The 25,854-nt window shown below is 40.9% G+C and carries 26 protein-coding genes, 1 pseudogene and 2 other annotated features; of the genes and pseudogenes, 3 read left to right on the top strand and 24 right to left on the bottom strand.

Annotated features, from left to right (window positions below):
• Window positions 1-10: 10 nt before the first annotated feature.
• Together BFI01S_RS12895 and BFI01S_RS12890 are read right to left on the bottom strand one after the other, a co-directional pair.
• The gene (locus BFI01S_RS12895; protein ID WP_061792985.1) at window positions 11-2,119 is read right to left on the bottom strand and encodes a peptidoglycan D,D-transpeptidase FtsI family protein; all 2,109 of its coding nucleotides are present in this window, start codon (window positions 2,117-2,119) and stop codon (window positions 11-13) included.
• A 195-nt stretch (window positions 2,120-2,314) separates the two neighbouring features.
• Complete coding sequence (locus BFI01S_RS12890) at window positions 2,315-2,986, bottom strand: SOS response-associated peptidase (protein WP_061792984.1); 672 nt, start codon at window positions 2,984-2,986, stop codon at window positions 2,315-2,317.
• A 100-nt stretch (window positions 2,987-3,086) separates the two neighbouring features.
• On the opposite strand from BFI01S_RS12890, the gene BFI01S_RS23410 reads away from it, so the two are divergent.
• Window positions 3,087-3,242 (top strand): PIN domain-containing protein, encoded by a 156-nt coding sequence (locus tag BFI01S_RS23410; RefSeq protein WP_169799763.1) that lies wholly within the window; start codon window positions 3,087-3,089, stop codon window positions 3,240-3,242.
• A 33-nt stretch (window positions 3,243-3,275) separates the two neighbouring features.
• Here the strand turns inward: BFI01S_RS23410 and cdaS are convergent, their stop codons facing one another.
• Window positions 3,276-3,875, bottom strand: coding sequence for a sporulation-specific diadenylate cyclase CdaS (gene cdaS / locus BFI01S_RS12885; RefSeq protein ID WP_061792983.1), 600 nt, complete (start codon window positions 3,873-3,875; stop codon window positions 3,276-3,278).
• 129 nt (window positions 3,876-4,004) lie between these two features.
• Between cdaS and BFI01S_RS12880 the strand changes: the two genes are divergently transcribed.
• A complete protein-coding gene (locus BFI01S_RS12880; protein ID WP_061792982.1) occupies window positions 4,005-4,601 on the top strand; it encodes a class I SAM-dependent methyltransferase in 597 nt (198 codons plus the stop codon).
• A gap of 256 nt (window positions 4,602-4,857) precedes the next feature.
• Here the strand turns inward: BFI01S_RS12880 and BFI01S_RS12870 are convergent, their stop codons facing one another.
• The 11 genes from BFI01S_RS12870 to BFI01S_RS12820 form a co-directional block, all read right to left on the bottom strand.
• Window positions 4,858-5,850 carry an aliphatic sulfonate ABC transporter substrate-binding protein gene (locus BFI01S_RS12870; protein WP_061792980.1) on the bottom strand — a complete coding sequence of 331 codons (993 nt, stop codon included), beginning with the start codon at window positions 5,848-5,850 and terminating at the stop codon, window positions 4,858-4,860.
• Window positions 5,851-5,866: 16 nt separating this feature from the next.
• Entirely contained in the window at window positions 5,867-6,622 is a 756-nt protein-coding gene (locus BFI01S_RS12865; RefSeq protein WP_061792979.1) for an ABC transporter permease, read from the bottom strand.
• On the bottom strand, window positions 6,606-7,394 hold the full coding sequence (locus BFI01S_RS12860; RefSeq protein ID WP_061792978.1) for an ABC transporter ATP-binding protein: 789 nt from the start codon (window positions 7,392-7,394) through the stop codon (window positions 6,606-6,608). The genes BFI01S_RS12865 and BFI01S_RS12860 overlap by 17 nt, the downstream gene beginning before the upstream one ends.
• A gap of 153 nt (window positions 7,395-7,547) precedes the next feature.
• Window positions 7,548-8,333: a tryptophan synthase subunit alpha gene (trpA, locus tag BFI01S_RS12855; RefSeq protein WP_061792977.1), complete on the bottom strand. Its 786-nt coding sequence runs from the start codon at window positions 8,331-8,333 to the stop codon at window positions 7,548-7,550.
• Window positions 8,330-9,535: a tryptophan synthase subunit beta gene (gene trpB, locus BFI01S_RS12850; RefSeq protein ID WP_061792976.1), complete on the bottom strand. Its 1,206-nt coding sequence runs from the start codon at window positions 9,533-9,535 to the stop codon at window positions 8,330-8,332. The genes trpA and trpB overlap by 4 nt, the downstream gene beginning before the upstream one ends.
• Window positions 9,532-10,155 (bottom strand): phosphoribosylanthranilate isomerase, encoded by a 624-nt coding sequence (locus tag BFI01S_RS12845; protein ID WP_061792975.1) that lies wholly within the window; start codon window positions 10,153-10,155, stop codon window positions 9,532-9,534. The genes trpB and BFI01S_RS12845 overlap by 4 nt, the downstream gene beginning before the upstream one ends.
• On the bottom strand, window positions 10,152-10,940 hold the full coding sequence (trpC, locus tag BFI01S_RS12840; RefSeq protein ID WP_061792974.1) for an indole-3-glycerol phosphate synthase TrpC: 789 nt from the start codon (window positions 10,938-10,940) through the stop codon (window positions 10,152-10,154). Before trpC ends, BFI01S_RS12845 begins: the two co-directional genes overlap by 4 nt.
• Before the next feature lies 1 nt (window position 10,941).
• Window positions 10,942-11,967, bottom strand: coding sequence for an anthranilate phosphoribosyltransferase (gene trpD, locus BFI01S_RS12835; RefSeq protein ID WP_061792973.1), 1,026 nt, complete (start codon window positions 11,965-11,967; stop codon window positions 10,942-10,944).
• Entirely contained in the window at window positions 11,939-12,550 is a 612-nt protein-coding gene (locus BFI01S_RS12830) for an anthranilate synthase component II (protein ID WP_061792972.1), read from the bottom strand. The genes trpD and BFI01S_RS12830 overlap by 29 nt, the downstream gene beginning before the upstream one ends.
• Complete coding sequence (gene trpE, locus BFI01S_RS12825; protein ID WP_061792971.1) at window positions 12,547-13,941, bottom strand: anthranilate synthase component I; 1,395 nt, start codon at window positions 13,939-13,941, stop codon at window positions 12,547-12,549. Before trpE ends, BFI01S_RS12830 begins: the two co-directional genes overlap by 4 nt.
• A 299-nt stretch (window positions 13,942-14,240) precedes the next feature.
• Window positions 14,241-14,484: a binding site (T-box leader), on the bottom strand.
• A gap of 40 nt (window positions 14,485-14,524) precedes the next feature.
• Window positions 14,525-14,776: a binding site (T-box leader), on the bottom strand.
• 60 nt (window positions 14,777-14,836) lie between these two features.
• A complete protein-coding gene (locus tag BFI01S_RS12820) occupies window positions 14,837-15,469 on the bottom strand; it encodes an MOSC domain-containing protein (RefSeq protein ID WP_061792970.1) in 633 nt (210 codons plus the stop codon).
• A 179-nt stretch (window positions 15,470-15,648) separates the two neighbouring features.
• On the opposite strand from BFI01S_RS12820, the gene bcbE reads away from it, so the two are divergent.
• Window positions 15,649-16,908, top strand: a complete 1,260-nt coding sequence (gene bcbE, locus BFI01S_RS12815) for a bacillibactin exporter BcbE (RefSeq protein ID WP_061792969.1) — start codon at window positions 15,649-15,651, stop codon at window positions 16,906-16,908.
• A 36-nt stretch (window positions 16,909-16,944) separates the two neighbouring features.
• On the opposite strand, the gene BFI01S_RS12810 is transcribed toward bcbE, so the two are convergent.
• The 10 genes and pseudogenes from BFI01S_RS12810 to BFI01S_RS23400 all read right to left on the bottom strand — a co-directional run.
• Window positions 16,945-17,706, bottom strand: a complete 762-nt coding sequence (locus BFI01S_RS12810) for an alpha/beta fold hydrolase (protein ID WP_235831180.1) — start codon at window positions 17,704-17,706, stop codon at window positions 16,945-16,947.
• 345 nt (window positions 17,707-18,051) lie between these two features.
• Window positions 18,052-18,108 carry a hypothetical protein gene (locus tag BFI01S_RS24600; protein ID WP_369425971.1) on the bottom strand — a complete coding sequence of 19 codons (57 nt, stop codon included), beginning with the start codon at window positions 18,106-18,108 and terminating at the stop codon, window positions 18,052-18,054.
• Window positions 18,109-18,275: 167 nt separating this feature from the next.
• The gene (locus BFI01S_RS12805; protein ID WP_061792967.1) at window positions 18,276-18,530 is read right to left on the bottom strand and encodes a protein YuzH; all 255 of its coding nucleotides are present in this window, start codon (window positions 18,528-18,530) and stop codon (window positions 18,276-18,278) included.
• 777 nt (window positions 18,531-19,307) lie between these two features.
• Window positions 19,308-20,695, bottom strand: a pseudogene (locus BFI01S_RS12800) (PTS fructose transporter subunit IIC); the annotation flags it as partial.
• A 146-nt stretch (window positions 20,696-20,841) separates the two neighbouring features.
• Window positions 20,842-21,549 carry an anthrone oxygenase family protein gene (locus BFI01S_RS12795; RefSeq protein WP_235831179.1) on the bottom strand — a complete coding sequence of 236 codons (708 nt, stop codon included), beginning with the start codon at window positions 21,547-21,549 and terminating at the stop codon, window positions 20,842-20,844.
• Between the two features lie 411 nt (window positions 21,550-21,960).
• The gene (locus BFI01S_RS12790) at window positions 21,961-22,536 is read right to left on the bottom strand and encodes a recombinase family protein (protein WP_061792966.1); all 576 of its coding nucleotides are present in this window, start codon (window positions 22,534-22,536) and stop codon (window positions 21,961-21,963) included.
• 599 nt (window positions 22,537-23,135) lie between these two features.
• Window positions 23,136-24,329 carry a bifunctional glutamate N-acetyltransferase/amino-acid acetyltransferase ArgJ gene (gene argJ / locus BFI01S_RS12785; RefSeq protein WP_061792965.1) on the bottom strand — a complete coding sequence of 398 codons (1,194 nt, stop codon included), beginning with the start codon at window positions 24,327-24,329 and terminating at the stop codon, window positions 23,136-23,138.
• Between the two features lie 43 nt (window positions 24,330-24,372).
• Complete coding sequence (locus tag BFI01S_RS12780) at window positions 24,373-24,834, bottom strand: N-acetyltransferase (protein ID WP_061792964.1); 462 nt, start codon at window positions 24,832-24,834, stop codon at window positions 24,373-24,375.
• Between the two features lie 164 nt (window positions 24,835-24,998).
• Complete coding sequence (locus BFI01S_RS24595; protein WP_082804521.1) at window positions 24,999-25,367, bottom strand: MFS transporter; 369 nt, start codon at window positions 25,365-25,367, stop codon at window positions 24,999-25,001.
• The coding region (locus BFI01S_RS23400; protein WP_501162075.1) for an MFS transporter at window positions 25,358-25,854 on the bottom strand (497 nt) is incomplete at its 5' end. The genes BFI01S_RS24595 and BFI01S_RS23400, both read right to left, overlap by 10 nt.

Genomic DNA, 25,854 nt, shown 5'->3' with positions numbered 1-25,854 from the left:
GCCGCAAAAATTAGGATTCTTCGGCAGATTGTTCCTGTTCTGCTCCGGACCTCTGCTTCTTTTTCAGCTCAAAATAGCTATCTAATACTTTCCTGCCAATTTCATAATTGGCAGTATGCCCGCTTCTTCCCTGGTATGCCCATGGTACAATGACTGACATGGCGATTTCAGGATTATTATGCGGCGCATAGGCAACAAGGCTCAAATTCATTACATCGATTAATTTATCACCCTTTTTTTTGAGGGGTCCGTCATAAAATGCTTCCGCAGTACCTGTTTTTCCTGCCGGGGAATATGGGGCATCCGCGAATCTTCTATAGGCAGTTCCTTCAGGATGCTGCATTACTTGTCTTAGTCCCTCTTTGACAGTGTTTAGTTCTCTTTCACTTACATCTATCGTATTTAATACAGCCGGCTGAATATCCTTCCAGATTGGACCAAGTTCCTCCTGCTCCGTTGCCGGCTCCCGGATTTCTTTTACAAGGCGCGGCTGAATGCGGTAGCCTCCATTTGCGATCGTTGATATATATTGGGCCATTTGCATCGGAGTATAAGTATCATACTGTCCGATTGCAAGGTCTAATAGGAAGCCCGGCAATCTGAGAGGACCTTCATAGCCTATTGCCTCATTTGGCAAATCAATGCCTGTTCTGACTCCAAGTCCAAATTGGCCGAAGGATTCTCTCATATCTTCAAATGCATTTGGATTATTAAATCCAAGAGGCTGATCATAAGCATATCGCGCATCCGCAATTTCAATGGCTGTTTTGAACATAAATACGTTTGAGGATATTCGCAGCGCCCTTGTTTCGTTCATGATTGCCTGAAAGTTAAACCAGGATTTTTTCACCTGCGGGGTTCCCGCAATTTTCATGGGCGCATCCAAAAAGGTCGTTCCGGGTGTAATTGCACCCGTTTTATAGCCTGTTAAAACAGTTGCCCCTTTAACAGAAGATCCCACATTGTAAGAAGAGGAAATCGTACCCAGCGCATAATCCTGCAGAACGGTTTTGCCCTTATCATCTTTGCCTATCATCTTTCCTGCCATTGTCAAAACTTCACCTGTATGCGGATCCATTAGGACAACAAATGCACGATCCATTAAATAAGTTCCCCGGGTCCCCTTGGCAGCCCAAATTTCCTCTTCCAATATTTCTTCCACAGCTTTCTGAAGGTCCATATCAATCGTCAGGACAAGATCTTTGCCTCTTTGGCCTTCAGAAACTAATTCACTTCCGAGAATTTCCCCTTTTTTCGTAATAAGCTTTTCCTTTGATTTTTGGCCATGTAGAACATCTTCATATTGCATTTCCAGATAGCTCTTTCCAACACGTTCATTTCTGCTGTAATCTCTGGACAGAAAATAATCAAGCCGCTCCTGGGGCAGCCCTTCGCTGGAATCCGTAACCTTCCCAAGCACTGTCTGGAGCGTACTATCAAAAGCATAAGTCCGGTCCCAGTCAGTGGTTGTATTGACACCTGGAAGATATTGAAGATTCTCACTTACCGCCGCATATTCTTTTTGTGATACACCTTCATTCTTAACAATTTGCGGTGTCATCGCATAGCCGCTCGTGAATTCCCTGAAAATTGCCAGCACTTCCAGGTCCTGCTTGCTCAGCTGGTTCAGGTCTTCTTCTGTGATTCTTTTTAGCTGCAACTTATAGATTTGCTTATCATCCAGTTTTTTTTCTTTAAAAAGCTTCCATTCCTTTTCAGTTATTTTTTCCCGGGCAGCTTCCGGGTTTTTTAAGATCCAATGATCCTTCTTATCTCGTTCGGTCACTTTATCGGTCTTTTTATCAATAAGAACAGCCAGCCGTTCTGCCACTTGAAGCATTTCATCCTGTTTGGCATTCCGGTTAGTATATGTAATCGCACTCTTTGGGATATTATCCACGATAACCTGATGGTTCCGGTCAAGCATCCTTCCCCTTGGAACCGGGTTTGATACGATGACATCCTCCGTCCTATCTACTTCTTTTTTGTATGTCTCGCCATTTACAATCTGAACTACACCAAGCCTTAATATTAATACTGAAAATAAGACAAAAACAGAGAAAAACAATAAATTGACCCTAAATGGCACATGGCTTTTTTTTTTCTTTTTTTTCCCCATTTTAAATCTCCCCCCTTATGAACAATACCTCTGTAATATAGAGATTCTTCCAAATCTTCCCCTGTTAAATAATTCCACTAATTTCACAAAATCCCTGCCAGCTATAAACTTTTTCTAATATCGGGAAATGGGCCACACGGAGCTTCCGATGTTTGTGAGCAGAGGATAATGAGACGGACGCATCGCGCGTCCGTTTTATAGGCTATTAAGGGGAGAGATCAGCTCGGCCAGCTCATTTTTGGGTGAATTCACTTTGGCTGATACCGGATATTTATCCATTTTATCAGCCGGGAAAGGTTCAAGTAAAGACTTCAGGTATTCGGTGTCCTGAAAACGGGGATTCAGCCAATCCTCAAAATCACTTTCCTTTAGGATGACCGGCATTCTGTCATGAACTTCCTCTGTTACTTCATTAGGCCCCGTTGTAATAATTGTACAGGTTAATAAAGGAGCTTTGCCTTTATACCAGATATCCCAAATTCCTGCAAAAGCGAAAGGCTGTTCACCTTTCATAATAAACCTGTAAGGCTGCTTTCCTTCTTCGGTTTTCTTCCATTCATAAAAGCCATCTGCAAGGATTAAGCACCTTTTGCTTCTAAAGGGAGCTTTAAAGCTTGGTTTCGTGTCGATGCCTTCCGCTCTGGCGTTTATCATTTTGTAACCTATTTTTTCATCCTTCGCCCAGAAAGGGACCAGCCCCCATTTCATCTGCCTGCCGATCCGCTGCTTGCCGTCACTAGTGACTGTTAAGATATTTTGGCTCGGGGCAATATTATATCGGGGCAAAACCTCTCCTTCTGCATATTCAAACCCAAACAGCAGCTGAAGTTTATGAATTGTTTCCGTTAAAGTAAACCTTTCGCACACTATAATCACCTCTCTAAGTAAATTTTAAAATATATTGTTCATCTATTCCCGGTTATAGCACATATTAAGACTGTCATCTATTTTAAGGGAGGAATGAAATATGACAAAACAAGGCAGACAAAATCCAAATCAAACGAGAGCCCAAATTGAAAAACAGGATAAGCGAAACGATGTTGAACTCGGAAGCGAGTTTCAGGCGGGAAACAATAAATCTCAAAGCCAGAAAAAAAGCGGAAAACAAATTAATAAGAAATAACTAAGATGAAATCCCCCGGTATTAGGGGGATTTTTAAGTGCGTATTGTATATAGCTGGCCATCTGCTGCAAAAGAAATGCGGCCTGTTTCCTCTGAAACCACTATGGCAACTGCGTCTGATTTTTCAGTGATGCCAATTGCCGCTCTATGCCTTGTCCCAAGTTTCTTTCCTTCAATGGTTTTTCTTGTAAGAGGCAGAATGCTTCCTGCAGAAACTATGATGTCTCCTCTTATTAATGTACCTCCATCATGCAGCGGGTTTCCCGGGTAAAAGATTGTTTCAATCAGTGTATGGCTTACTTTTGCTCCTATCGGCGTCCCGTTATGTAAATATTCTTCAACCGGCTGTCTTCTTTCTACAACAATCAGCCCTCCATGCCTTTTTTCAGATAGATGCTGGGCAGCGAGTGATAAGCGTGAATATTCCTTCGCAAAAGGGGCTAAATATGACTGCAGATAATATGTCGAAGCAATAGTGTGGGCTTCTGCAACAGTCTTCTGCAAGGTTTCGAAATCAGATAAAATACAGCAGCTGAATTCCTCAAGAGTTTTGGAAAGTGAGTGAATTTGATCATCAATATTTCCAATATACCGGTTTAAATCTTTTCGGTATTGATCTTCGCCATAAATCACCGGTCTTCCTCCAATCTTAATTCATAATAGTACCTTTTCCAGTTAAAAATTATTTATCCATTTTACGGAATAGGTTTAGAACCTCTATAAAGAGACTAAATATAAGTATTAAACACCGAGGTGAGGGACATGTTCGATATTTTGGGAAAACAATTTGAGAAGCCAGAAGGATTACTGGGAAAGCTTGCCGGGAAAATCATGTACTTTGAAAACCGCAAGATTAACAAATGGACAATAGAACAATTACAGATTAATCGCAGGGACTCTATTTTAGAGGTTGGCTTTGGCCCCGGCTACAGCATTAAGCATATTATGGATCACTGGCGCCATGCAGAGACGGATGGAGTCGATGTATCCGAAGATATGAAGGCTGCTGCAGCCAAACTGAACGATGATTATATTCAGCAGGGAAAGGTCAGATTGTTCGTTAAAGATGTTCACGATTACTTTCCGGATAAAAAGTATAATAAGATATTTTCAGTCAACAATTACCCCCTATGGACAAAACCAAGAGAGTCTCTTCAGCATCTCCATGAGATGCTTGAGAAAGACGGAATTATTGCGATCACGGTTCAGCCGAGAGAAGAAGGAGCAGATGAAACCATTGCCAAAAATCTGGGGCAGGTAATCAAAGCTGATATGGAGGCTGCAGGGTTCCATTCCATTTCCATTTCATATAAGGTGGCCCGGCCCGTATTAACCGTTTGTGTAACTGGAATAAAATAACAGAAAAGAGCAGGGATGCCCCCGCTCTTTTCCGCTTTCACCAGCCCCGGCCGGCTCCTCCACCGCCTGAGGAGCCTCCTGCTGGGTTCTTTCTGCGCCGATTGCTTGGTTTTGTGTGCGCGGACTGGCTTCGGGTTTGCGCCGGAATGTTGTTTTTGTGCGCGGCTTCCGGTGAGTTACGCTCAGAGGGATTCCTTCTGCGCGCCCTATAACACAAGATAGACCGAAACCCATCAGGGCTCCGGTCCAAATATGCTTATTTAATAAAGTTCTTCGCAATCAGTTCACTGAATTCCGGTTTATCCTTCAGGAATTTTAACGTGTAGGATGAATCTGCAAATTCCTGGATTGTGTCTGCATCAACATCGTAAGTGAACCCAATTCTTTCCCAGGCGCGGTCAACTACTTCTTTTTCCAGCTCCTGGCCGGTCACTTCTTTAATGTCTTTGATTGTAATGGCTTTTGCTTCTTCAGGATTTTCTTCGATAAATTTTACGGCATCTTTATGTGCATTAACGATTTTCTGTACTTTTTCCGGGCTGTTCTTCACTGCGTCGCCCGTTGCAACTAATACGGATGCCGGAAGTGTTTCACCAAAGGATACTTCATCCCATCCGATTACCACTTCTGCGTTTGTTTCCTGTTCGATGACGGCTGCCCACGGTTCTGGAGCAACTGCAATATCGACTTTACCTGTTTTCAGCATGCTTGCATATTGTGCAGGGTTTCCTGTTAGATGCTTCATAGTACCGCCGATGCGCGCTGATGTGATGCCGGCTTCTTCAAGATATGTTTCATACTGAACATCATGTGTGCAGCCTACACCAGGCGTGATAAATGTTTTTCCCTGGAAGTCTTCCAGGGAGTTGATTTCTACTCCTTCTCTGGCAAGGACAACGGTTCCGCCAGTTGAAGCACCCGCGATAATTTTAACATCAGCACCGGTGGAGAAATTGTTCATGGCTGGTCCGGGTCCTACAAGACCTGCATCAATGTCGCCCGTTTTCAGAGCGGTCATGAAGGAACCGCCTTCAGCAAATGTTTTATATTCGACTTTCGTTCCATCGCCAAGCTGTTTTTCAAAATATCCCTGATCTTTCGCAACCATTGCCGGCACATGATTGATATTAGGAAAATAACCGATGACAATCTTGTCTTCCTCACCGCTGCTTTTCTCAGATGATCCGCAGCCCGCAAGCAGCCCGGTGAACATAAATAATACAGCAACCCATGAAAACGCCTTTTTCATAAATATCCCTCCAAATTTAAGACTCAAGTCCCCATTTTTTAATAACAGATTTTTCAATGCGCTGGAATATGAATTGGTCGACAATCATTCCGATTGCTCCAATAATAATCATGACACCGATTACGATGTCCATTCTTCCAAAGTCTGAAGCATATCGAAGTGTGTAGCCCAATCCAGGTCCTGTGCTTAAAAGCTCACCAGCCATCAGTGCCCGCCAGGCAAATGCCCAGGCAAGACGGGAGCCGGTTACTACGTAAGGAATGGATGCTGGAAAGATGACTCTTGTGAATAAGTCAACTCCAGTTGCACCCATTGTCTGAGCTGCTTTGATATATAATGGTGAAACGTTTTTTATGCCTGTTCTCATGTTCAGAGCCATTACAAATGTACCGCCAAGTATGGTCACAAAAATAACTGCCTTTTCATTCAAGCCGAACCACATGATCGCGATCGGCAGCCACACGATGCTTGGTACACTTTGCAAAGCAAGAATGACAGCACCCAGTGTTTCATCAGCAGTTTTGGATTTCCCTAAAAGAATTCCAATTAGGGTCCCAATAATAAGGCTGATCGTTAAACCGACTGCGAGCCGCTTAAAGCTTGCAATTAAATCATAGATTAGTGTTTTATCCTGAAACCCTTCAACAAGAGCACTGAATACACTGGACAGTGAAGGGAAAATCAGAGGATGCCAGAGCTCAAGCCGTGATCCAATTTCCCAGAAAGCAATGATGGCTGCAAAAAATATGATCCGTTTAATGGCTGTTTGCATATTGGAGCTCCTCACTGACAACTTTATCAATTTCCTTTTTCAGGTATTTCATAATATGGTCTTCAATTTCAAGCATTTCTTTCTTATGTTCCTCACGGGGTCTGGGAATATCAACCGTTATATCCTGTAAAATGATTCCCGGCTTTGTCCCCATTACAATGATCCGATCTGACAGTTTAATAGATTCTGAGATGCTGTGAGTAACAAAAAGAATCGTTTTTTTCGTTTCAGTCCAAATGTTTTCCAGCTGTCCGTGCAATCGCGTTCGGGTCTGTTCATCAAGTGCTCCAAATGGTTCATCCATTAGAAGTGTTTCCGGGTTCATGGCAAGTGCTCTTGCGATCGCTACCCTCTGCTGCATTCCTCCGGATAGCTCATGAGGATAATGGGATATATATTTTCCCAGCTGAACCATTTGCAGATACTTTAACGCTGTTTCCTCTGCATCCTTCTTCTTCATTTCTTTTTTTAGCGGAAACGTGACGTTTTCCATGACTGTCAGCCAGGGAAATAAAGCTGCCTGCTGGAAAACCATTCCTCTGTCTTTTCCGGGTTTTGTTATGGTTTTTCCATCGATTTGAATTTCGCCTGAAGTTGTTTTTGTCAGCCCTGCGACGATTGAAAGAAGAGTTGACTTTCCGCATCCTGAAGGTCCTAATATGGAGACAAACTGGCCTTTTTCAACCGATAGATTAATATCCTTCAGGACGTCAACAGGACGATTTTCTTTATCGTTATATTGTTTATTTACATCATTTATCTCAATGAACATTCAAGATCACCTATTCCTATAAATCTCATTAATTTACTCGGATTACTTGTAATTATAAAGTATTCACCTTGCATGTCAACCTTTACAACAAATATTTTAAATAACGGCATAATCAAATAAAAAGCCTTCTCCATTAAGGAGAAAGCTTTTGTTTTACAGTTTAATTTCTTCTATTTTAGATGAAGCGATCAGCTCTTCGACTTTTGCTAACTCACCACTTTGTAAAAGCTCTATGATCCTGCTTCCAACAATTACCCCGTCACAATGCTGATTCATTTCTTTGACATGCTCAGGCTCCGAAATTCCGAAGCCTGCCAATACCGGAATCGGACTTACCTCTTTAACCCTTTCCAAATGCTTTCCGAGTTCATCTTTGAATCCTTTTCTTGCACCTGTGATGCCATTAACAGTTACAGCGTATAAAAAGCCTTTCCCTTTGGCTGCAATCTCCTGTATCCTTTCTAATGGACTGGTTAGTGTCACAAGCCGGATGATCTCGATTCCGGCTTTCTCAGCAATTGGTGCAATAATCTCCTCTTCCTCTGCAGGTAGATCAGGCAATATTAGGCCGTCCACCCCTGATGCCGAGGCATCAGAAATAAAGTTGCCAATGCCATAGGCCATGATCGGATTCATATATGTCATAAAAATAAGAGGGATGTGAACAATAGGCCGGATTTCCGCAATTGCAGCTAATACGCCCCTAAGTGTTGTTCCGGCTTCTAATGCGCGAATGCCTGCCTGCTGGATTACCGGCCCATCTGCGACCGGATCCGAAAACGGAATCCCGATTTCAATGGCTGTTGCTCCCGCTTTTTCGAGGAATGTAATTTTCTCAGCCAGTGTCTCCAAGCCTCCATCGCCAGCCATAATATATGGCACAAACGCTTTTTCATTGTTTTGCTTTAGGTTCTGAAAAACTTTTTCAATCCGGTTCATTGTCCTTTCCCTCCTAATCTTGCTCTCACAGTTTCTACATCTTTGTCCCCTCTGCCGGATAGACAGATAACAAGGCCTTCGTCTTTTTTCATTTGCGGTGCAAGCTTTAATGCATATGCAACCGCATGAGAGCTTTCTAACGCAGGAATAATGCCTTCCAGCTTGCATAAAAGCTGTAACGCCTCGAGCGCCTCTTCATCTGTGATCGATTCATACTCGGCTCTTCCGCTGTCTTTCAAATAGCTGTGCTCCGGCCCTACTCCAGGGTAATCCAGGCCTGCTGAGATGGAATGGGCTTCCTGAATCTGTCCGTGTTCATCCTGCAGTAAATACATTAATGCCCCATGCAGAACTCCGGGAGTTCCTTTTGTTAAAGAGGCAGCATGTTTTTCAGTATCTGTTCCCAATCCCGCCGCTTCGACCCCAATCATACGGACCGTTTCATCTTTAATGAAAGGATAGAACATGCCCATTGAATTGCTTCCTCCGCCAATGCAGGCTACAACTGCATCAGGGAGCTTGCCTTCTTTTTCAAGATATTGCTCCCTGGTCTCATTTCCGATAACACTTTGGAAATCCCGGACAATCATTGGAAAAGGATGAGGTCCCATGACTGATCCCAGAATGTAGTGGGTATCCTCGACATTCGTCACCCAGTAGCGGAGTGCTTCGTTGACTGCATCTTTAAGTGTGGCACTTCCTGATTGCACACCTACAACCTTCGCTCCAAGCAGTTCCATTCTAAAGACGTTCAGCTGCTGTCTCCTGATATCCTCTTCACCCATAAAAATAATGCATTCAAGATTTAAAAGCGCACAGGCAGTTGCTGTTGCAACTCCATGCTGCCCTGCCCCCGTCTCAGCTACGATTTTTCTTTTACCCATTCGCTGCGCCAATAGAGCCTGGCCGAGTGAGTTGTTGATTTTATGGGCTCCTGTATGATTCAAATCTTCTCTTTTAAGATAGATCTTCGCACCGCCGGCTTGTTTTGTGAGGTTTTCTGCAAAATACAGAGGAGTTTCACGTCCGACATAGTCTTTCAGCAAACCTTGAAGTTCCTTTTGAAAACCTTCATCAGCTTGTGCTTTCTTATACTCCTCCTCCAATTCAAGAATGGCCTGCATAAGTGTCTCAGGCACGTACCTGCCTCCATATGTCCCATAATGACCCCGTTCATCAGGCAATGTATAAGCTGCGTTCATTTTACTTCCTCCCTCTCCACACGTTTAGCGTTATCTATGAATCTTTTTATTTTCTCGGGATCTTTCTTTCCTTCCGTTTCAACCCCGCTGCTTACATCAACCATAAAAGGATTGGCGGCTTTAATTCCTTCCCCCACATTTTCAGGATTGAGCCCTCCTGCGAGGATGATTTTTTTATCATGCATTGAATTTTTGTTTAGAATTGACCAATCAAACGATGCCCCGTTGCCGCCCCGATATTTTCCTTTTGGACTATCAAGAAGAACGTATTCACATGCATATTCATCCAGTTTAGATAGATCATCATGTGAGCCAATGCTAAGAGCTTTTATAACCGGCAAAGAGAATGAGCTGCAAAATTCCGGCGTTTCATCTCCATGAAGCTGAATGACATTGATCCCTGAAATACTGGCTATTTCCTCAATGTTTTCTTTCGTTTCATTCACAAATACTCCGACCTTTAAAACGTCCCGGGGAAGCTCTTTAATTATTTCGCCTGCCGCCTCGGGTGTAATTTTTCTTTTGCTTTCAGCAAAAACAAATCCCAGGGCATCAGCACCGCTATCTATCGCAGAAAGTGCCGTGCTGATATCACTAATTCCGCAAACCTTCACCTTCATTGTCTTACAGCCCCCTGCAAAGGAAGCTTCATGGCCTTCAAAAGCCCTTCCAGGTTCTCTGCTTTCATAAATGCTTCTCCGACAAGGATGGCGTTTGCTCCTGCTGCAATGACACGCCGCACATCGTCTTCCGACTTAATTCCACTCTCGCTGATCAGAAATATTCCCGCTTTCTTTATTTGCGGTGCAAGTTTTTCTGTTATACTCAAATCCACTTCAAAGGTTTTTAAATTCCGGTTGTTGACTCCGATCAGCTGTGCCCCGGTTTTCAGCGCGCTTTCCAGTTCTTCTTCATTATGAACCTCCATTAATACTTCAAGGCCTTCATCCTCAGCAAAATCAAAAAGCTCTTGAAGCCGTTCTGCATCCATGGCAGCAGCAATGAGTAAAATCAGGTTTGCCCCTGATGCTTTTGCCTTTAAGATTTGCACCTCGTCTACAATGAAGTCTTTGCAGAGAATAGGAAGGTCGACTGTCTCTCTGACAGCTGAAAGATCAGCGAAGCTGCCTTTAAAAAACCTATTATCTGTTAAAACGGAAATCGCATCCGCACCATACTTTTTATAAAATAATGCCTGGTCTTTCGGATTTTGTCCGGTATTTATATCGCCCTTTGATGGTGAGGCTCTTTTGAATTCAGCAATCACAGCCAGTTCGCTGCCTGACGCAAGCCTTTTAATAAATGAGCGTTTGCTTCCGGTTTCTGAAGCATCGATAATTTCCTGTTTCAGCACGATGACTTCTTTTCTTTTTTCAGCCAGTATTTGATCTAAAATCGTTCCCAACTTATATCACCTCTTTATGGACGCTTTTACTTGTCTCAATTAACTGATGAAGCTTTTGTAATGCAGCTCCTGAATCAATGCTTTCTTTAGCTAAATTTATCCCATCTTGAATTGTTTCAGCCCTGCCTCCTGTAAAGATGCCAATGCCGGCATTAAGAAGGACTGTATCTCTTCTCGCTCCCTTTTCTCCTTTCAGGACACTCATAAGGATTTCAGCATTTTCCCTGGAATCTCCCCCTCTGATCGCCTCATTGCTGCAGACAGATAGTCCAACTTCCTCTGGGTGGAGAACCTTTTTCATTACCTTGCCGTCGGTAAGGATAGCCAGATGATTTTCCCCCTGCAGAGAAGCTTCATCCATAAACCCTGCACCATTTAAAACAACTGCACGCTTTCTTCCCAAAGTTTTTAGGACCTCTGCAAACATCTCAATATAATCCCTACGGTAAATACCAAGAAGCTGATGATCAAGTTCAACCGGATTAGTCAATGGTCCTATTAGATTAAAGGTTGTCGGTATCCTCAAATCCTTGCGCACTTTCATGATTCTTTTAATATTCGGATGCACATGAGGGGCGAAAAGAAATGCAATCCCGATTTCCTCCAATATTTCCTCCGTGCGCTCAGGCGGATGATTTAGATTTATTCCCAGATGCTCCAGAACATCGGCACTGCCTGTTTTGCTGGAGACACTTCGGTTTCCGTGCTTAGCAACAGGAATTCCGGCACCTGCAATCACAAAGGCCGAAGTGGAGCTGATATTAAAGCTGCTTGAGCCATCTCCTCCTGTACCGCAATTATCCAAAACATTGGAAATCTTCTTACTAAATGAAAGAGATTTATCCCTCATTGCTTTTACGATGCCTGCAATTTCTTCAACTGTTTCCCCTTTTGTTTTAAGGCTCACCATAAATGCTGCAATCTCACTATCCGTTACGTCCTGGGCAAATAAATTGTCCATTGCTTCCTTCATTTCTGCCTCTGTCAATGACTCCCGATCAGATAACCTCTGCAGTATTGTTTTCACTCTTTTCTTCCCTCCCGATTGTTTGTAAAAAGTTTTCCAAAATCTTTTTTCCAAGGCCTGTTCCTACTGACTCCGGATGGAATTGCAAGCCGTATAAAGGATAGTCTTCATGCTTGATTGCCATTATTTCATTATCATCCATTGATCTGGCCAAAACCTTAAATCTGCCAGGCAGCGTTCCCGACTGTATAATTAAGGAATGATAACGCATGATGCTGATTGGCTGCGGCATGTATTGAAACAGCTGTGATCCGTTATGCTTCAGATTAGACACCTTGCCATGCATAATTTTCCTGGCTTTTTCAATCTTTGCCCCAAAGGCATAGCCGATTGCCTGATGACCAAGGCAAATGCCCAGGATAGGAAGCTTCCGATAAAATTGTTGAATAACTTCAACAATGACTCCCGCTTTTTCCGGCCGTCCCGGTCCAGGTGAAAGAACAATCGCTTCAGGATTTAATTTTTCAATTTCTTCGATTGTTATTTGGTCATTCCTTACAACTTTAATTTCCTGTCCCAGCTCACCTAAATACTGATAAAGGTTAAATGTGAATGAATCATAATTATCAATCAGCAGAATCATTTTTTGTCCTCCAAAAATGCTTTTAATTTATGAAGTGTTTCTTCGTACTCTTTTTCAGGGATGGAATCATGCACGATGCCCGCCCCAGCTTGTATATAGGCGTATCCATCTTTGATCACCATTGTCCTGATCGCCAGTGCGAAATCCATATTGCCGTTCCCGGAAAAATAGCCGACTGCACCTGAGTAAATTCCTCTTTTCACCGTTTCAAGTTCATTGATAATTTCCATTGCTCTAATTTTGGGAGCACCTGAAACCGTTCCGGCAGGCAGACACGCTATTAAGGCATCAATCGATGTGTGTGGATTTTTCAGCCTGCCGCCAACTTCGGATACAAGGTGCATGACATGCTTATATCTCTCAATTACCATGTTTTTTTCTATAGTGACCGATCCAAATTCGCAGACACGGCCGAGATCATTTCTGCCCAGATCGAGAAGCATCCTGTGTTCGGCAAGCTCCTTTTCATCTTCTATCAGGTCCCTTTCAAGCTGTAAGTCCTCATCTTCTGTCTTGCCTCTTGGCCTTGTTCCTGCAATCGGGTTAGTGATTACTTTGTTTCCTGCTGTTTTTATAAGACTTTCCGGTGATGCCCCTGCAACTGCATATTCATCAAAATCAAGATAGTACATATATGGGGAAGGATTTTGTACTCTTAACTTCCGGTAAAATGCGAAAGGATCTCCAGTCAATTCTGCTTTTAACCGCTGAGAAAGCACCACCTGAAAGATGTCTCCCTCCTCAATATAGGACTTAGCTCTGTTTACCTTTTCAACGAAGTCTTCTTTAGATATGGAAGCTTTGAATGCTGACAATGAAGCTTCTTCCAGTTCAGATGTCACTGTCCCCTTCAGTATTTCGGCCTTTCTCTGCTGTAATCTTTCACGAAGCTCAGCTTCATCGGTTTCTTCCAGTAAAGGTATGGCAACGAGATACACCTTTTGCTCCAAATGATCAAATACAGCTACCTCCTCAAAAAACATAAGGTGGACATCCGGAACATTCAGCTCATCATAAGGAATTATTCCGATATCTTCGTATTGTCTGATGACATCATAGCCTGCATAGCCAACAGCTCCTCCACAAAAAGGGAAACGTTCAAGGGTGGGCAGCTTTTCCTCCGGCATAAGTCTTCTTACTGCATCAAGCGGCTTTTCAGCAAAAACTTCTGTTTTTCCCCCGGCAGTAACAGCTGTTCGGGCTCCTTCCCCTTTTAGTTCCATCACAGGGTCTGCGCCAATAAAGGAGTATCTTCCGGATTTTTCATGTTTCAGCGAGCTTTCTAACAGGAATTTTTTTCTTCCGCTCATTCTCTGATAGATTAAAATAGGTGTTAATGTGTCACCCTCGAGCTCTTCGATTACATAAGTCCCATCTAATTTTGGTTTCAATATATCTCTCCTCCAGTTCTTTAAAGAAGGCTCTTTTCGTATAAATTGTTGTTTTCGCCTATCAATGTTGTCCGTTGATTTCCGCTCCAGGCTGCTCGCTTTCCGCGGGGCGGGCGGTGAGCCTCCTCAACGCTCCGCGTCTGCGGGGTCTCACCTGTCCCGCTACTCCCGCAGGAGTCTCGCACCTTCCGCTCCAATCAACTCAGCAAATTAATCTATGTTATAAAAAAGCAACAAACTTTACGAAAACAGCTTTCAAGAAAATAAAAAAGGCCCCTATACCCACAATAGCTGCAGGTATAGAGGACGTGTCTTGTGAACGTGGTGCCACCTCTTTTTAGAGCAAAATGCTGCTCCCTTTTTCGGGTACGGAAAAATATCGATACCCTATCCTTTTAACGGTGGAAATCCGTGCTTCCCTACTTTCGTTCAGGAAGCCTCTCGCAAGTCCATTCGAATGACTTTCCGTACCGGGCTTTCACCTATCCCCGGCTCTCTTGAACGGATTTCAATCAATCTACTCCTCTTGCTTAGCGATTTAAAGTATTAAAGCTGTATAAAAATAAAAAAGGGCCTCCCGTCTAAAAAGGACGAGAAACCCGTGGTGCCACCTTTGTTAGCTGAAACATCAGCTCACTTAACAGATATCAAAACGAAAAACGTTTGAATATCTGTCCCTTGTAACGATGAGACCGTTCGCCAAAGCCTACTGCTTAAAAAAGGTTCGGTTTGGAGGCTCGAAAGTCCATTCACTGCTGCTTCCACACTGATTTGCACCAACCATCAGCTCTCTTTAGCTTCAACCGCAGTTACTACTCTTTGTCATTGCCAATCGATATATTGCTTATTATACTATTCCGATTAATAAGAAATGTCAAGGGTATTTTTCATTTTTTTATAATAATGCTTTTTCCAGCTTTTCTCTCCAGACATCTGCAAGGGCTTCAATCTGCAGCAGTTCTTCAATTGCTTTGAGGTTTTTGCGGTCATGGAACATGATGAAATTTCCTTGCAGAACCGATACCTTTTCCTGCTTTCTTCCTTCGAGCTTAAGAACGCTCTCTCCTGTTACAGTTCCTTCTTTCAGCACTCTGAAAAAATAGCCTGTGAAGCATGTTTCCACAATTCTTCCTAAAAGCCGATCTTCTCCGTTATGCTTTGAAATTGTGGAGCATGGGATACGCCCCTGAGTTATTTGGATGACAGATTCCCCCAGTGAAAAGGTATCACCTATAAAAACATCCTTTTCCAGCATATTTCCCGCACAAATATTTTCACCAAATGACGGCGGGGAGAATGTCTTTTTAAATTCTTTCTCCCACATCCCGTAATGTTCGTAAGGGTAAAGGCACACTGCACGGTCTGGACCGCCATGAAAATCAGTATTTGCCACTCCATCCCCCAGAAAACCTTCCTTCGTTAGAAACGCACTGTTAATTCTTTCTTTGCCGATTCCCGAAATTTCCTCATTGTTTTTCCAGCTGTGCTTTTTTGGCTTTCCTATGCTTAGGGCAATAATCTCCCTCACATGATTCCCTCCCCGTGTTCGTTTTTCTTTATAGTGTAACGGTTTCTTTTTAGGAAATCGAAACAATTTTTTCCAGAATTTGAATTTTCCCATAAAAAGACAAAGCTTTTTCTAGTTAGTTTTTCATCATTTAGCTCATATTAAGACTAGTTTGATTAACGAAAAGGAAGGTCAGAAATATGGAGCACATTGAAAATTTACAATCTGTAAATTCCAAAGCTAAAAAGAAGTCAGGTGATGATGTTCATAACCAGAAATGGGCCATTCTTTCACTTTCTTCAATTCCTCTCGTTATGACACTTGGGAATTCCATGCTGATTCCTGTTCTGCCGGCGATGGAAAATAAACTAAATATTTCTGCATTCCAATCCAGCATGATTATTACCGTATACAGTATTGTAGCCATTATTTTGATTCCAATCGCAGGCTTTTTATCCGATCATATCGGCCGTAAAAAAGTCATTATACCAAGTCTTCTCATTGCAGGAATTGGCGGGCTGATCTCTGGTTGGGCGGCATGGAAAATGGCGGATGCTTATTGGATCATATTAGCCGGGAGGGCTTTGCAGGGTGTTGGGGCAGCCGGTGCGGCACCAATTGTTATGCCTTTAGTCGGGGATATGTTTAAAAATGATGATGATGTCAGCAGCTCCCTTGGCCTTATTGAAACTTCCAATACTTTTGGAAAAGTTTTATCCCCTATACTCGGGGCGTTTCTGGCGGGGGTTATTTGGTTTTTACCGTTCTTTTCGTTTCCGGTTTTTTGTACGATTTCAATCCTGCTGGTTTTCTTCCTTGTTAAAACGCCAAATAAAAGAGAAGAACCGCTTCCGCTAAAGAAGTTTTGGAGCAATATCAAGGATACCTTTAAAAACAACGGAAAATGGCTTTATGCTATTTTCTTGATCGGTGCCATTCTCATGTTTGTGCTTTTTGGGATCCTTTTTTATTTATCTGATGTGCTTGAAAAGACATACGATATTAAAGATGTGAAAAAAGGGCTTCTCCTGGCTGTCCCGCTTGGCGCACTATGCCTTTCATCCTATCTGACAGGTAAAAAAATAAAAGAAAATAAAATACTGATGAAATGGATCATATTTTTAGGGTCAGTTCTTGTGGCAGCTGCCACTGCAATCTTAAGCTTTTCAAACAATATGTGGTTTATGATCAGCATGTTCCTGTTTGCCGGAATTGGCATAGGCGTTGCATTGCCTTCATTGGATGCACTAATTACGGAAGGAATTGCAAAAGAAGAACGTGGCACCATTACTTCTTTATACAGTTCAATGAGGTTTATAGGCGTTGCCGGCGGCCCGCCGGCCATTGCTATTCTAATGAAGCATTCTGATCAAGGGCTTTTTTATATTTTAAGCGGAATAACCATTCTTGCTGTCCTTGCAGCCATTATTGCAATCAAACCTGACGCAAATGAGGGCTAAAAAAATCCGTATCGTTCAATGACGATACGGATTTCTTTATTTAAAATGCTGCTGTACAAAACCAGTTACAACCTGGTTGAATAGCTGCCACTTTTTAGTTGGCACCTGATGGGAAACGCCTTTGATTATGGCTGCCTGAAAGCAGACATATCTTCTATAGCACCTAATATGCTGTTTAACAAAATCTCTTGAGCCATATATAAGGAGAAGGGGGACACTTAAGGTCCTCAGACGATCGGTGCAGGAATAGTGAAGTGATCTATCATAAAATTGAAACCACATCTTCTGATTTGCTTTTTTCATATGCTCCAGAATCTCGTCTCTGACTTTTTTGTCATTTGTATGGCTCGATGCTATTACATACCGCAGGAAACCTGGAAAGTGCTTCACAAAGTACATTCCCAAAATATGCTCATATCTGAAGGTTTCTGATAACACCTCTGGAAATCCGCCTGAAAGAATGACACCAAGTGTCCTTTCCGGATAAGAGAGGGAAAACTCCTGAGCAATTATCCCCCCTGATGAATAGCCCAAAATAACAGCTTTTTCAATATGCAAGTGGTCTAATACAGCTTTTATCTCTTCTGCATATCCTTGTATAGTTACTGTTTTTTCCGGGCCAGCAGTATCTCCATTCCCGCTTAAATCAGGAAAAATAACCTGAAAGTGCTCTGCCAGCAGACCTTGATAATAAAATACCTTTCTCCCCATTGCAGGCGGATGTATAAAAATAATCGGCACACCTCCGCCCATGGTTTCATAAGAAATCTTTGTATCCTCATAAATTAATGCCGGCAATTGAATCGTCCTTTCCATTGACAAAACATAGATGGCTTTATGCGGAACGCTACACCTTTACGGTTCAAACTAACTGGTACTGTGCCGCCATTTTAGTATTGCACACCAGACTAAGAATCATTATGGGATTTTTAAGCGAGATCTGCATATACTATAAGTGATCATGTGATATGCTTATTTCCGTGACTTTCTGAGACGTATATGATATCCTTGAATTAATAATATGAATAAAAAAAACGACCGCAGGTGTTGCCGCACCCACGGTCATTCGCAATAGTCGTTCCCTTAGGGGATCGGCCTGTCAAAGACGTAGACCTCTCCCTCAATTGTCAGATCAAGGGAGGTCTATTTTTTATGGTTAAAAGTCATGACAGCAATGATCAGACTGGAAAAAGAAATCATCATCATGATCGATTCGAAAACTGTCAAAAGGCATCACCCCCTTTCAATACGGGGCTAGCCGACCACCCTTGAGAAACTCCCATTGCTTCTCTATTATAACACATCCCTGCCCATTTAGTCGAACGTGTGTTCTATTTTAAATAAATTGATTCTTCTTTCCTATTTTTTCAAATTTCACTCTCCTTTTTATCTGCAGATTTCCTTTGAAGATATCCATGAAGAAAACCCATCTCCTGATTTAGCAAATACTCCATTTCCTCCAGCTGCTGCTCAGCAATTACCTGAGGATTCCCTCCCCATTCCACGCTATGGATAAAATAATAATTTTTTATTCTTTTAAAAATAATGTTTGCTTCAGGAAAACAGTCAAAGAACCCCTTTACCTGATTTCTCCTCATATAACTCCATTTTGTCAGTTTCATGATATCAGCCTTTTTATATTCCTTTACCCGGAAAACTTAGATTCATGTTCTGAATGCAAAAAAACTGCCGAAAATGGCAGCTGTTTTGAAATTATTCTTTAAGCCTTGGCTTGCCCGGATCATAAACAATGACATTTCGAGCGTAACAACGCTGTTAAACTTTTGCAGGGCGGGGAATGATTCAAATTAGTCCGAAGAAATTTTGCTGCACTTTCAAATCCAGCAGCCAAGTGTATCTCCCCTTTCAAGCTTACTCATAAAAACATATCAGTAACCAGCTGAAATTATGCCTAAGCACTAACGTCAATTTTCGTTCGGCAACTTAGTTTTTGAGAGAAAGGGGGAAATTGAAAAGCAGGAATACTATAGCGGCTTTTCCATCATTACCTGGCCAATCTTTTTTTCGAATCCCATTTTAAGTAAAGCTTTTGAGACGGGATCGGAAACATAAATATTAACTGCAGTGAAATCAATGGAATCATCCCCATCCAGGAACAGATGGCCAAGAATGCTTTCCGTTAATTTTTCATAGTCATATTCATTATTGTACTTTAGCTGATTATTTAGGTTTGTTCCCTCTTTTAATTACAATGATAATGGCCATGTTTTTACACCCCCATCTTAAATAGACTGGTTAGTTTATTTATTATCAAAAAAATATATAGACTAATGAGTTTATTTAAATTAAAGCATTTATTTTCAGTTTTTTCAATATATTTTAAAAGGATTTTTCAAAAAGTAAAGCCGGTACATCGAGTACCGGCTTTGGTTCATACATTATTTATTTATAGGCTTTTTCAGGAATCCAATAAGGACAGCGGACAAAAGAGCACCTGCTATTATCCCTGCAAGGTAAATTCCCCATGGTCCATCGACTAGAGGGACGACAAAGACTCCCCCATGCGGTGCCCTTAATCCGATTCCAGCCATCATTGAGATGGCACCTGCCACGGCTGATCCTGCCATGATGGAAGGGATGACACGCAATGGATCTGCTGCTGCGAATGGGATTGCACCTTCTGTAATGAACGAAAATCCCATAATGTAGTTTGCTTTTCCTGCATCCTGTTCCTGTTTAGTAAATCTATTCTTAAATAAAGTAGTGGCAAGCGCGATCGCAAGAGGGGAACCATACCTGCCGCCATGATCGCTGCCATTGGTTCATATACTCCATTTGCAAGCAGCCCCGTACCAAATACGTATGCCGATTTATTAACCGGGCCGCCCATATCAAATGCCATCATCAGTCCCAGCACCGCCCCCAGCAGGACAGCATTTCCAGTGCCGAGGCCTGAAAGCCACTCGGTAATAGCCGTATTTAATGCGCCAACTGGTTTGTTGACAACATAAAGCATCAGCAATCCTGTAACAGCGATTCCAAAGAGCGGATAGAGCAAAATCGTTTTAATTCCTTCAAGAGATGAAGGCAGGCCAGCAAAAGCTTACTTTAACCCCACTACTACATAACCAGCAAGGAAGCCTGCAATAATGCCGCCAAGGAAGCCGGCGCCTCCAGATGCTGCCAGCATTCCGCCGACTGCACCTGCAGCAAAGCCGGGACGGTCCGCAATACTCATGGCAATGAACGCTGCAAGGATTGGAACGATTAATCCAAATGCATTCCCCCCGCCAATGGTCATTAGTGCTTCAGCTATAGGATGGTATGAAGGATCATTAGGATCTGCTGCTTTATATCCGAACATAAAGGAAATGGCAATCAGAATTCCGCCGCCCACAACAAATGGAAGCATGTTGGATACGCCATTCATTAAATGCTTATAAATTCCGGCTTTTTGTTCTTTTTGATTCCCAGCGGATCTGCTGCTGTCCGCACTTCCGCCCTTGTATACAGGAGCATCCTGCTTTAGTGCTTTCTCAATAAGCTCCTGAGGTTTCCGGATGCCATCAGCAACTGCTGTTTCAAGGACATGCTTCCCGCTGAATCGCTCCATTTCAACCTTGGTATCTGCTGCAACGATAATTGCTGCTGCATTCGCGATTTCCTCTGGTGTCAGAACGTTTTTAGCACCGCTTGAGCCATTGGTTTCAACCTTAATATCAACGCCCATTTCAGCTGCCTTAGCCTTTAGTGAATCGGCTGCCATATAAGTATGGGCAATTCCTGTTGGGCAAGCTGTTACAGCCACAACAAATCGTTTGCTGTCTGCTATATTTTGGGTGTTTTTGCACATCCCCCGAAAAAGGGGAATAGCATGTAACCCCTCACAATAATTTAGGCACCATTAGGTAGTAGAGCTTTGTATCTTAATCGTATCGATAACCTACATGCGATATGGGTTGATTGTTGCTACTAATTAATGAGTAACGCTACTAATAGTACAGACACACTCAAAATGCACATTAAGGTACGTGAGTGGTTCAGCAATGTCCAACGGGATTCAAATCGGACTCTGAGTTCATTCCATCCAGACTCTCTTGCGGGTAGTTCAGCTGAGATGATCGCTCTATTCAGCGGCAGGTTTCCTATGAAAGTAATCAGTAGAGTGGCGACATAACCGATCAATGCGATTGATCCTAAAACGACTTTATCAAATTGCTGTAAGTAAACGGCTAATACAACAAAACCGATTTGTGCTAAAAGAGCACCATTTGAAATGATGAGAAACAGCGGGTTAGCCACTGATGAGTTAAGGTGCCTAATGGATAAAACGAAGGTACGATCATCCGCCTTACGCAAACCAGGCATGACTGAGTTAGAGTATGCAAGGACGATTCCTGCAACAAGACTTGTTGTTAATACAGCGAGAAACGCCAAGATGCTAAAGATGGATGACCAAGTATCCTTTTCCTGAACATCCTGTTTGCTATCCAATCCTTCACTCAAGGCATTGGCCTTTAGCGTGGCCGTTTCAGGAACGCTGATTTGTTTTGAATAGTTATCATCAATCTCGATGTAGGTTACATTCTCCGAAACAGCAAGAGCTATCGACGGAATCAGCAATACGCAGATAATGACTAAGGCAAGGACCGCACGAAATACTGTATATAATCCATTCATGTGTTTTCACATCTCCTATATATAAAATAATTACAAAACGATAAAATGCGATTGATCAAATGAAATTAAAGTTTTTTTCTATTCTTACTTTGCTAAATGGGCACCTAAACCATTCTAATCTCCATCATACAGTTACTTTATTGTGCCATTTGTCTTTGCTTTGATTTTTTATTTAAAGAAAGAGAAATGAGTAACCCGACTAGTACCATCATTCCCGCAATAATAAAGGCTGCATGTATCCCCTCTAACAGTGCATTTGCAGGATCTATATAATTGGATGATTTAGTAAATGTACTCATAACCGAAATAATGACTACTGTCCCAATAGAACCACCCACCATACGGATCGTATTAGGGGTACGGAAACGATTCGAGGATTGAGGGGCCACACAGGAAATAATTTACATTATATTACATCCCCTCTTTTTCCTCCATTTCCTTTAGCTTGCGATAAAACGCTGCCTGACTAACCTTTGTAATGGCACATATCTCCTTTACCGTTTTATCTGTTGTATTTCGTAATTCAATTGCGTGGTTCATTCCCGGATGTTTATCCGTATATTTTTTTACTCTTCCTCGATATTTGCCCTTTTGCTTGGCCAATTTAATCCCTGAACGTTGCTTCTCTTTAATCATTTCTCGATCTAGCTCACTAAATGCTGCCATTACAGTTAAAAAGAATTTACCAGTAGGTGTTCTTGTATCAATTCCCAAATTAAGTATAACAAGATGGATGTTCCTTTCACGAAGCTGTTCAACTAGCTGCAGCAACTGAACAGTGTTTCGACCAAGACGATCCATTCGAGTCACAACTAAGGTATCACCAGTAGCAATTTTGGAAAGAAGTTCGTCCAATTGTTGCTTCTGTTTAGAGACACCACTGATTTTCTCCTTCACAATTTGATCTACTCCAAATTTTGTGAGTTGTTCTATTTGGGTATCAAGATTTTGGTCTTGTGTACTTACACGGGCGTATCCATAGATCATATTTCGTCCTCTTTTAATATATATTTTTGATAGGTGTTATTGAGAGTCTATCAAGTTAATATTATCAAGGAGTCCGTATCTTATCAATAGGGTGTACTCATTTGATAAGTCTAGAGTTAGCACCAACTTTTTGACATACTCCCCAAGCTAAGCCTAGATTTAAAGCAACAAATGTTGTGTAGGAGATTTAATAAAACGTTTGTTGTGTTAATCTAAAATAAAGTCTGGTAATTTATAAAAGGTCGATAATAGATGTTTTTGCCCATCCCCCGAAAAAGGGGAATAGCATCCTAACATTCACTCTATAACGGGTTCTGAAGAATTCCCTTTATTTTGGATATTAGGGAATCAAAATCCAACTTTAAAAACCCAGCTACCTTACATGAGAAGATTAGCTGGGTTTCTTAATTATTTACATCCAATCATTTATAAAACTATTCGGATCCGCCTAGTATAAAAACGACTGCTCATTGTTCAGCAAACGCACCATATAATTGTACAAGATAATTGACTATTAAAAACTTGGTAATCATTACAAGATGCAAAATATGCATCTTATAATACATTTTATGGAATTTGAAGTAACACAAAAATCTCAATTACGTAGTATATTCCCCATTAATTCTAACATAATCGTAAGATAAATCACACCCCCAAACGGTAGCTTCTTGTGTTCCTAGTCCTAGAGACACTCTTATTTTTATTTCAGGGTTCTCAAGATAATTTTGAATTTTAATTAAGTTGTCGTCATTTATTGGCTTTTCTTTATAGATTAAAGTATTACCAAAATAAATAGAAATCTTTTCTGGATCAACATCTACCTCATCTTCACATTTTCCAATTGCCATTGCTATACGTCCCCAGTTGGGGTCTTTACCAAAAACAGCCGTTTTAACAAGTGGAGAATTCACAATACTTTTACCAATTTTCTTAGCTTGCAAAAAGCTAGAAGCTCCGTCTACAGTGACCTCAAGCAGTTTTGTTGCACCTTCGCCATCACGAGCAATCTCCTTGGCCAAATCTATACTCATTGCTGTTAAAGAATCTTTAAATTCTTGAAGATCTACATTTCCAGCTAATCCATTTGCCATAATCGCTACAGTATCACTTGTGCTGGTATCAGTATCAACACTCACCATATTGAATGATTGGTTAACTGCTTCTTTCAATATTGTTTGTAGTGTATTTGAAGGAATTTCTGCATCTGTAACAAAATAGGCAAGCATTGTAGCCATATTTGGTTCAATCATTCCCGACCCTTTGGCTATACCAACTAGAGTAGCATTACCAATCTTACAAAGTTTTAACTTAGGATAAGTATCAGTAGTCATAATTGCTTCTGCAGATTTCTCTAAACCACCTTCAGCCATATTACCTTTAAGATTTTTAATTCCTTCCCTAATCTTATTCATTGGTAATTGATGCCCTATTACTCCTGTTGACGAAGGCAAGATGTCTTCTGGAAAGATATTTAATTCCATAGCAATTAAATCTATTATCTCAATTACATTTTTAATTCCTTCATCTCCTGTAGCTACATTTGCAGTCTTACTATTAATTGCAAAACACTGCAATTTACCATTAGCAACATTCTTCTTTCCTATTGGAATAGGAGCCCCACAAAATCTACTTTGTGTAAACATGGCAGCTGCATTTGCAGGTTTTGCTGACAATATTACAGTGAAATCTAGAGTTGCATCTTTAATACCTAGGCTTTTGGAAGATGTATAGAAGCCTTTTGGCATATTTTCTAAAATATAACTCTTATTTTCTAATAAGCTTTCAATTTTCATATACTAACACCTTCCTAAATCATTTTGCACCTTCTATATTTTTTTACTTCTCTGTAAGAGATTTAATCATAGCAACTTCATCGCATTGATTAAATTTGGGACAATTCATGCAATCAATCCATACTTTTTCTGATAGAGTTTCTTTTTTGACAATGTCAAATCCACATTTCATAAAAAAGTCTACTTGATAAGTTAAAGATATTAACCTATCAACCCCTAGCCTAGAGCTTTCTGTAATAATATGATTGAGTAACATTCGTCCTATCCCTTTATGTTGATATTCAGGTTCTATTACCAAGGAACGTACCTCTGCTAAATCCTCCCCTAATACATGTAATCCTGCTACTCCTACTACCTTATCTTTATCTTTTACAACATACATGCATTGTAAATGTTGATAAATTGATAATAAGGATCTAGGAAGAACTATTTGTTTATCAGCATATACTTTAATTAATTGATAAATCGATGCAACATCTGCTGTAGTTGCATTAAAAATCTTCATCTCATATCCCCTTCTAACATTCATATAATAAATATGCATCAAAATAATTATATATGCAATATGTAATCGGAAATTATTTTAATCATTTATAATTAAAGAAAAGATAGTGAAACTATAAGTTAGAGGTAAAGGTACTCTGTGATCAAACCAATTAGATTCCTTCTTTACATAGCATTAAGATTTCTATGTCTTATATCTCTCCATTTCTTTCTTATTGCTATTAATGTAAATAGGATTGATAATAATCCAAATATTAAGACTATAGAACCCATCATAAATTTATTTAAATAAGGAGAAACGAGCAAACAACTGGATGCTACAAATTTCCCAAATTGGATGACTAAGCTATTCAATGCCATATATGCCCCTCGTTTATTCTCATCTATGATCTCACTAAGTATAGATTGACGTATTGGAACATATAGTAGCTCTCCGATTGATAGGATAACCGTTGCGGTTAAGAGTATAATTAGATTGTTTGAAATTGAACATACTGCGTAACCTATTGTAAATAACAAGAAACCTATATACATTTTTTTTCTCGGAATTGATTTACATATTTCGAAACTACTGAAGTGAAAAGAATAATAAATAACATGTTTACAACAGTTAATATACTTAACATCCTAAAACCATCTATAGATAAAGAAATATTATTAGAAACCAGAGATATGGGAGAGAAATCCTGAGTAAGACGTACAGCAATATAGTTATCTCTTTGAAACTCAATAGACATTAGCATTATGCCACCTAAAGTAAATAAAATAAAGCGATAATCACCAATTATTGCCTTATAACTCTTAAATACATTCTTTGAATTCATGTTGTTTTTTCCCAATCTGGTATTTAGTATTAAAGTTTCAGTAATCATCTTTGTCGTTAAAATTGCTGTCAGGATTGATAGAAAGACTAAAAAAATCAGCAAATTAAACATATTTTCTTTAAAAAACCAGCCACCAAGAATGATTCCTAACATCATTGATAAATTACTTCCCCAATAAGGGGTACAGCCAACATTTT

The organism is Cytobacillus firmus NBRC 15306, assembly GCF_001591465.1.
Classification (GTDB): Bacteria; Bacillota; Bacilli; order Bacillales; family Cytobacillaceae; genus Cytobacillus; species Cytobacillus firmus.
This window is presented reverse-complemented; position numbering and strand designations above follow the sequence as displayed.

Coding starts and splice junctions, on each gene's coding strand:
- BFI01S_RS12895 (WP_061792985.1), bottom strand. CDS start 2,119: ATGGGGAAAAAAAAGAAAAAAAAAAGCCATGTGCCATTTAGGGTCAAT.
- BFI01S_RS23410 (WP_169799763.1), top strand. CDS start 3,087: ATGACAAAACAAGGCAGACAAAATCCAAATCAAACGAGAGCCCAAATT.
- BFI01S_RS12880 (WP_061792982.1), top strand. CDS start 4,005: ATGTTCGATATTTTGGGAAAACAATTTGAGAAGCCAGAAGGATTACTG.
- BFI01S_RS12870 (WP_061792980.1), bottom strand. CDS start 5,850: ATGAAAAAGGCGTTTTCATGGGTTGCTGTATTATTTATGTTCACCGGG.
- BFI01S_RS12865 (WP_061792979.1), bottom strand. CDS start 6,622: ATGCAAACAGCCATTAAACGGATCATATTTTTTGCAGCCATCATTGCT.
- BFI01S_RS12860 (WP_061792978.1), bottom strand. CDS start 7,394: ATGTTCATTGAGATAAATGATGTAAATAAACAATATAACGATAAAGAA.
- trpA (WP_061792977.1), bottom strand. CDS start 8,333: ATGAACCGGATTGAAAAAGTTTTTCAGAACCTAAAGCAAAACAATGAA.
- trpB (WP_061792976.1), bottom strand. CDS start 9,535: ATGAACGCAGCTTATACATTGCCTGATGAACGGGGTCATTATGGGACA.
- BFI01S_RS12845 (WP_061792975.1), bottom strand. CDS start 10,155: ATGAAGGTGAAGGTTTGCGGAATTAGTGATATCAGCACGGCACTTTCT.
- BFI01S_RS12830 (WP_061792972.1), bottom strand. CDS start 12,550: ATGATTCTGCTGATTGATAATTATGATTCATTCACATTTAACCTTTAT.
- bcbE (WP_061792969.1), top strand. CDS start 15,649: ATGGAGCACATTGAAAATTTACAATCTGTAAATTCCAAAGCTAAAAAG.
- BFI01S_RS12805 (WP_061792967.1), bottom strand. CDS start 18,530: ATGAAACTGACAAAATGGAGTTATATGAGGAGAAATCAGGTAAAGGGG.
- BFI01S_RS12795 (WP_235831179.1), bottom strand. CDS start 21,549: ATGAATGGATTATATACAGTATTTCGTGCGGTCCTTGCCTTAGTCATT.
- BFI01S_RS12790 (WP_061792966.1), bottom strand. CDS start 22,536: ATGATCTATGGATACGCCCGTGTAAGTACACAAGACCAAAATCTTGAT.
- argJ (WP_061792965.1), bottom strand. CDS start 24,329: ATGAAAATTGAAAGCTTATTAGAAAATAAGAGTTATATTTTAGAAAAT.
- BFI01S_RS12780 (WP_061792964.1), bottom strand. CDS start 24,834: ATGAAGATTTTTAATGCAACTACAGCAGATGTTGCATCGATTTATCAA.
- BFI01S_RS24595 (WP_082804521.1), bottom strand. CDS start 25,367: ATGTATATAGGTTTCTTGTTATTTACAATAGGTTACGCAGTATGTTCA.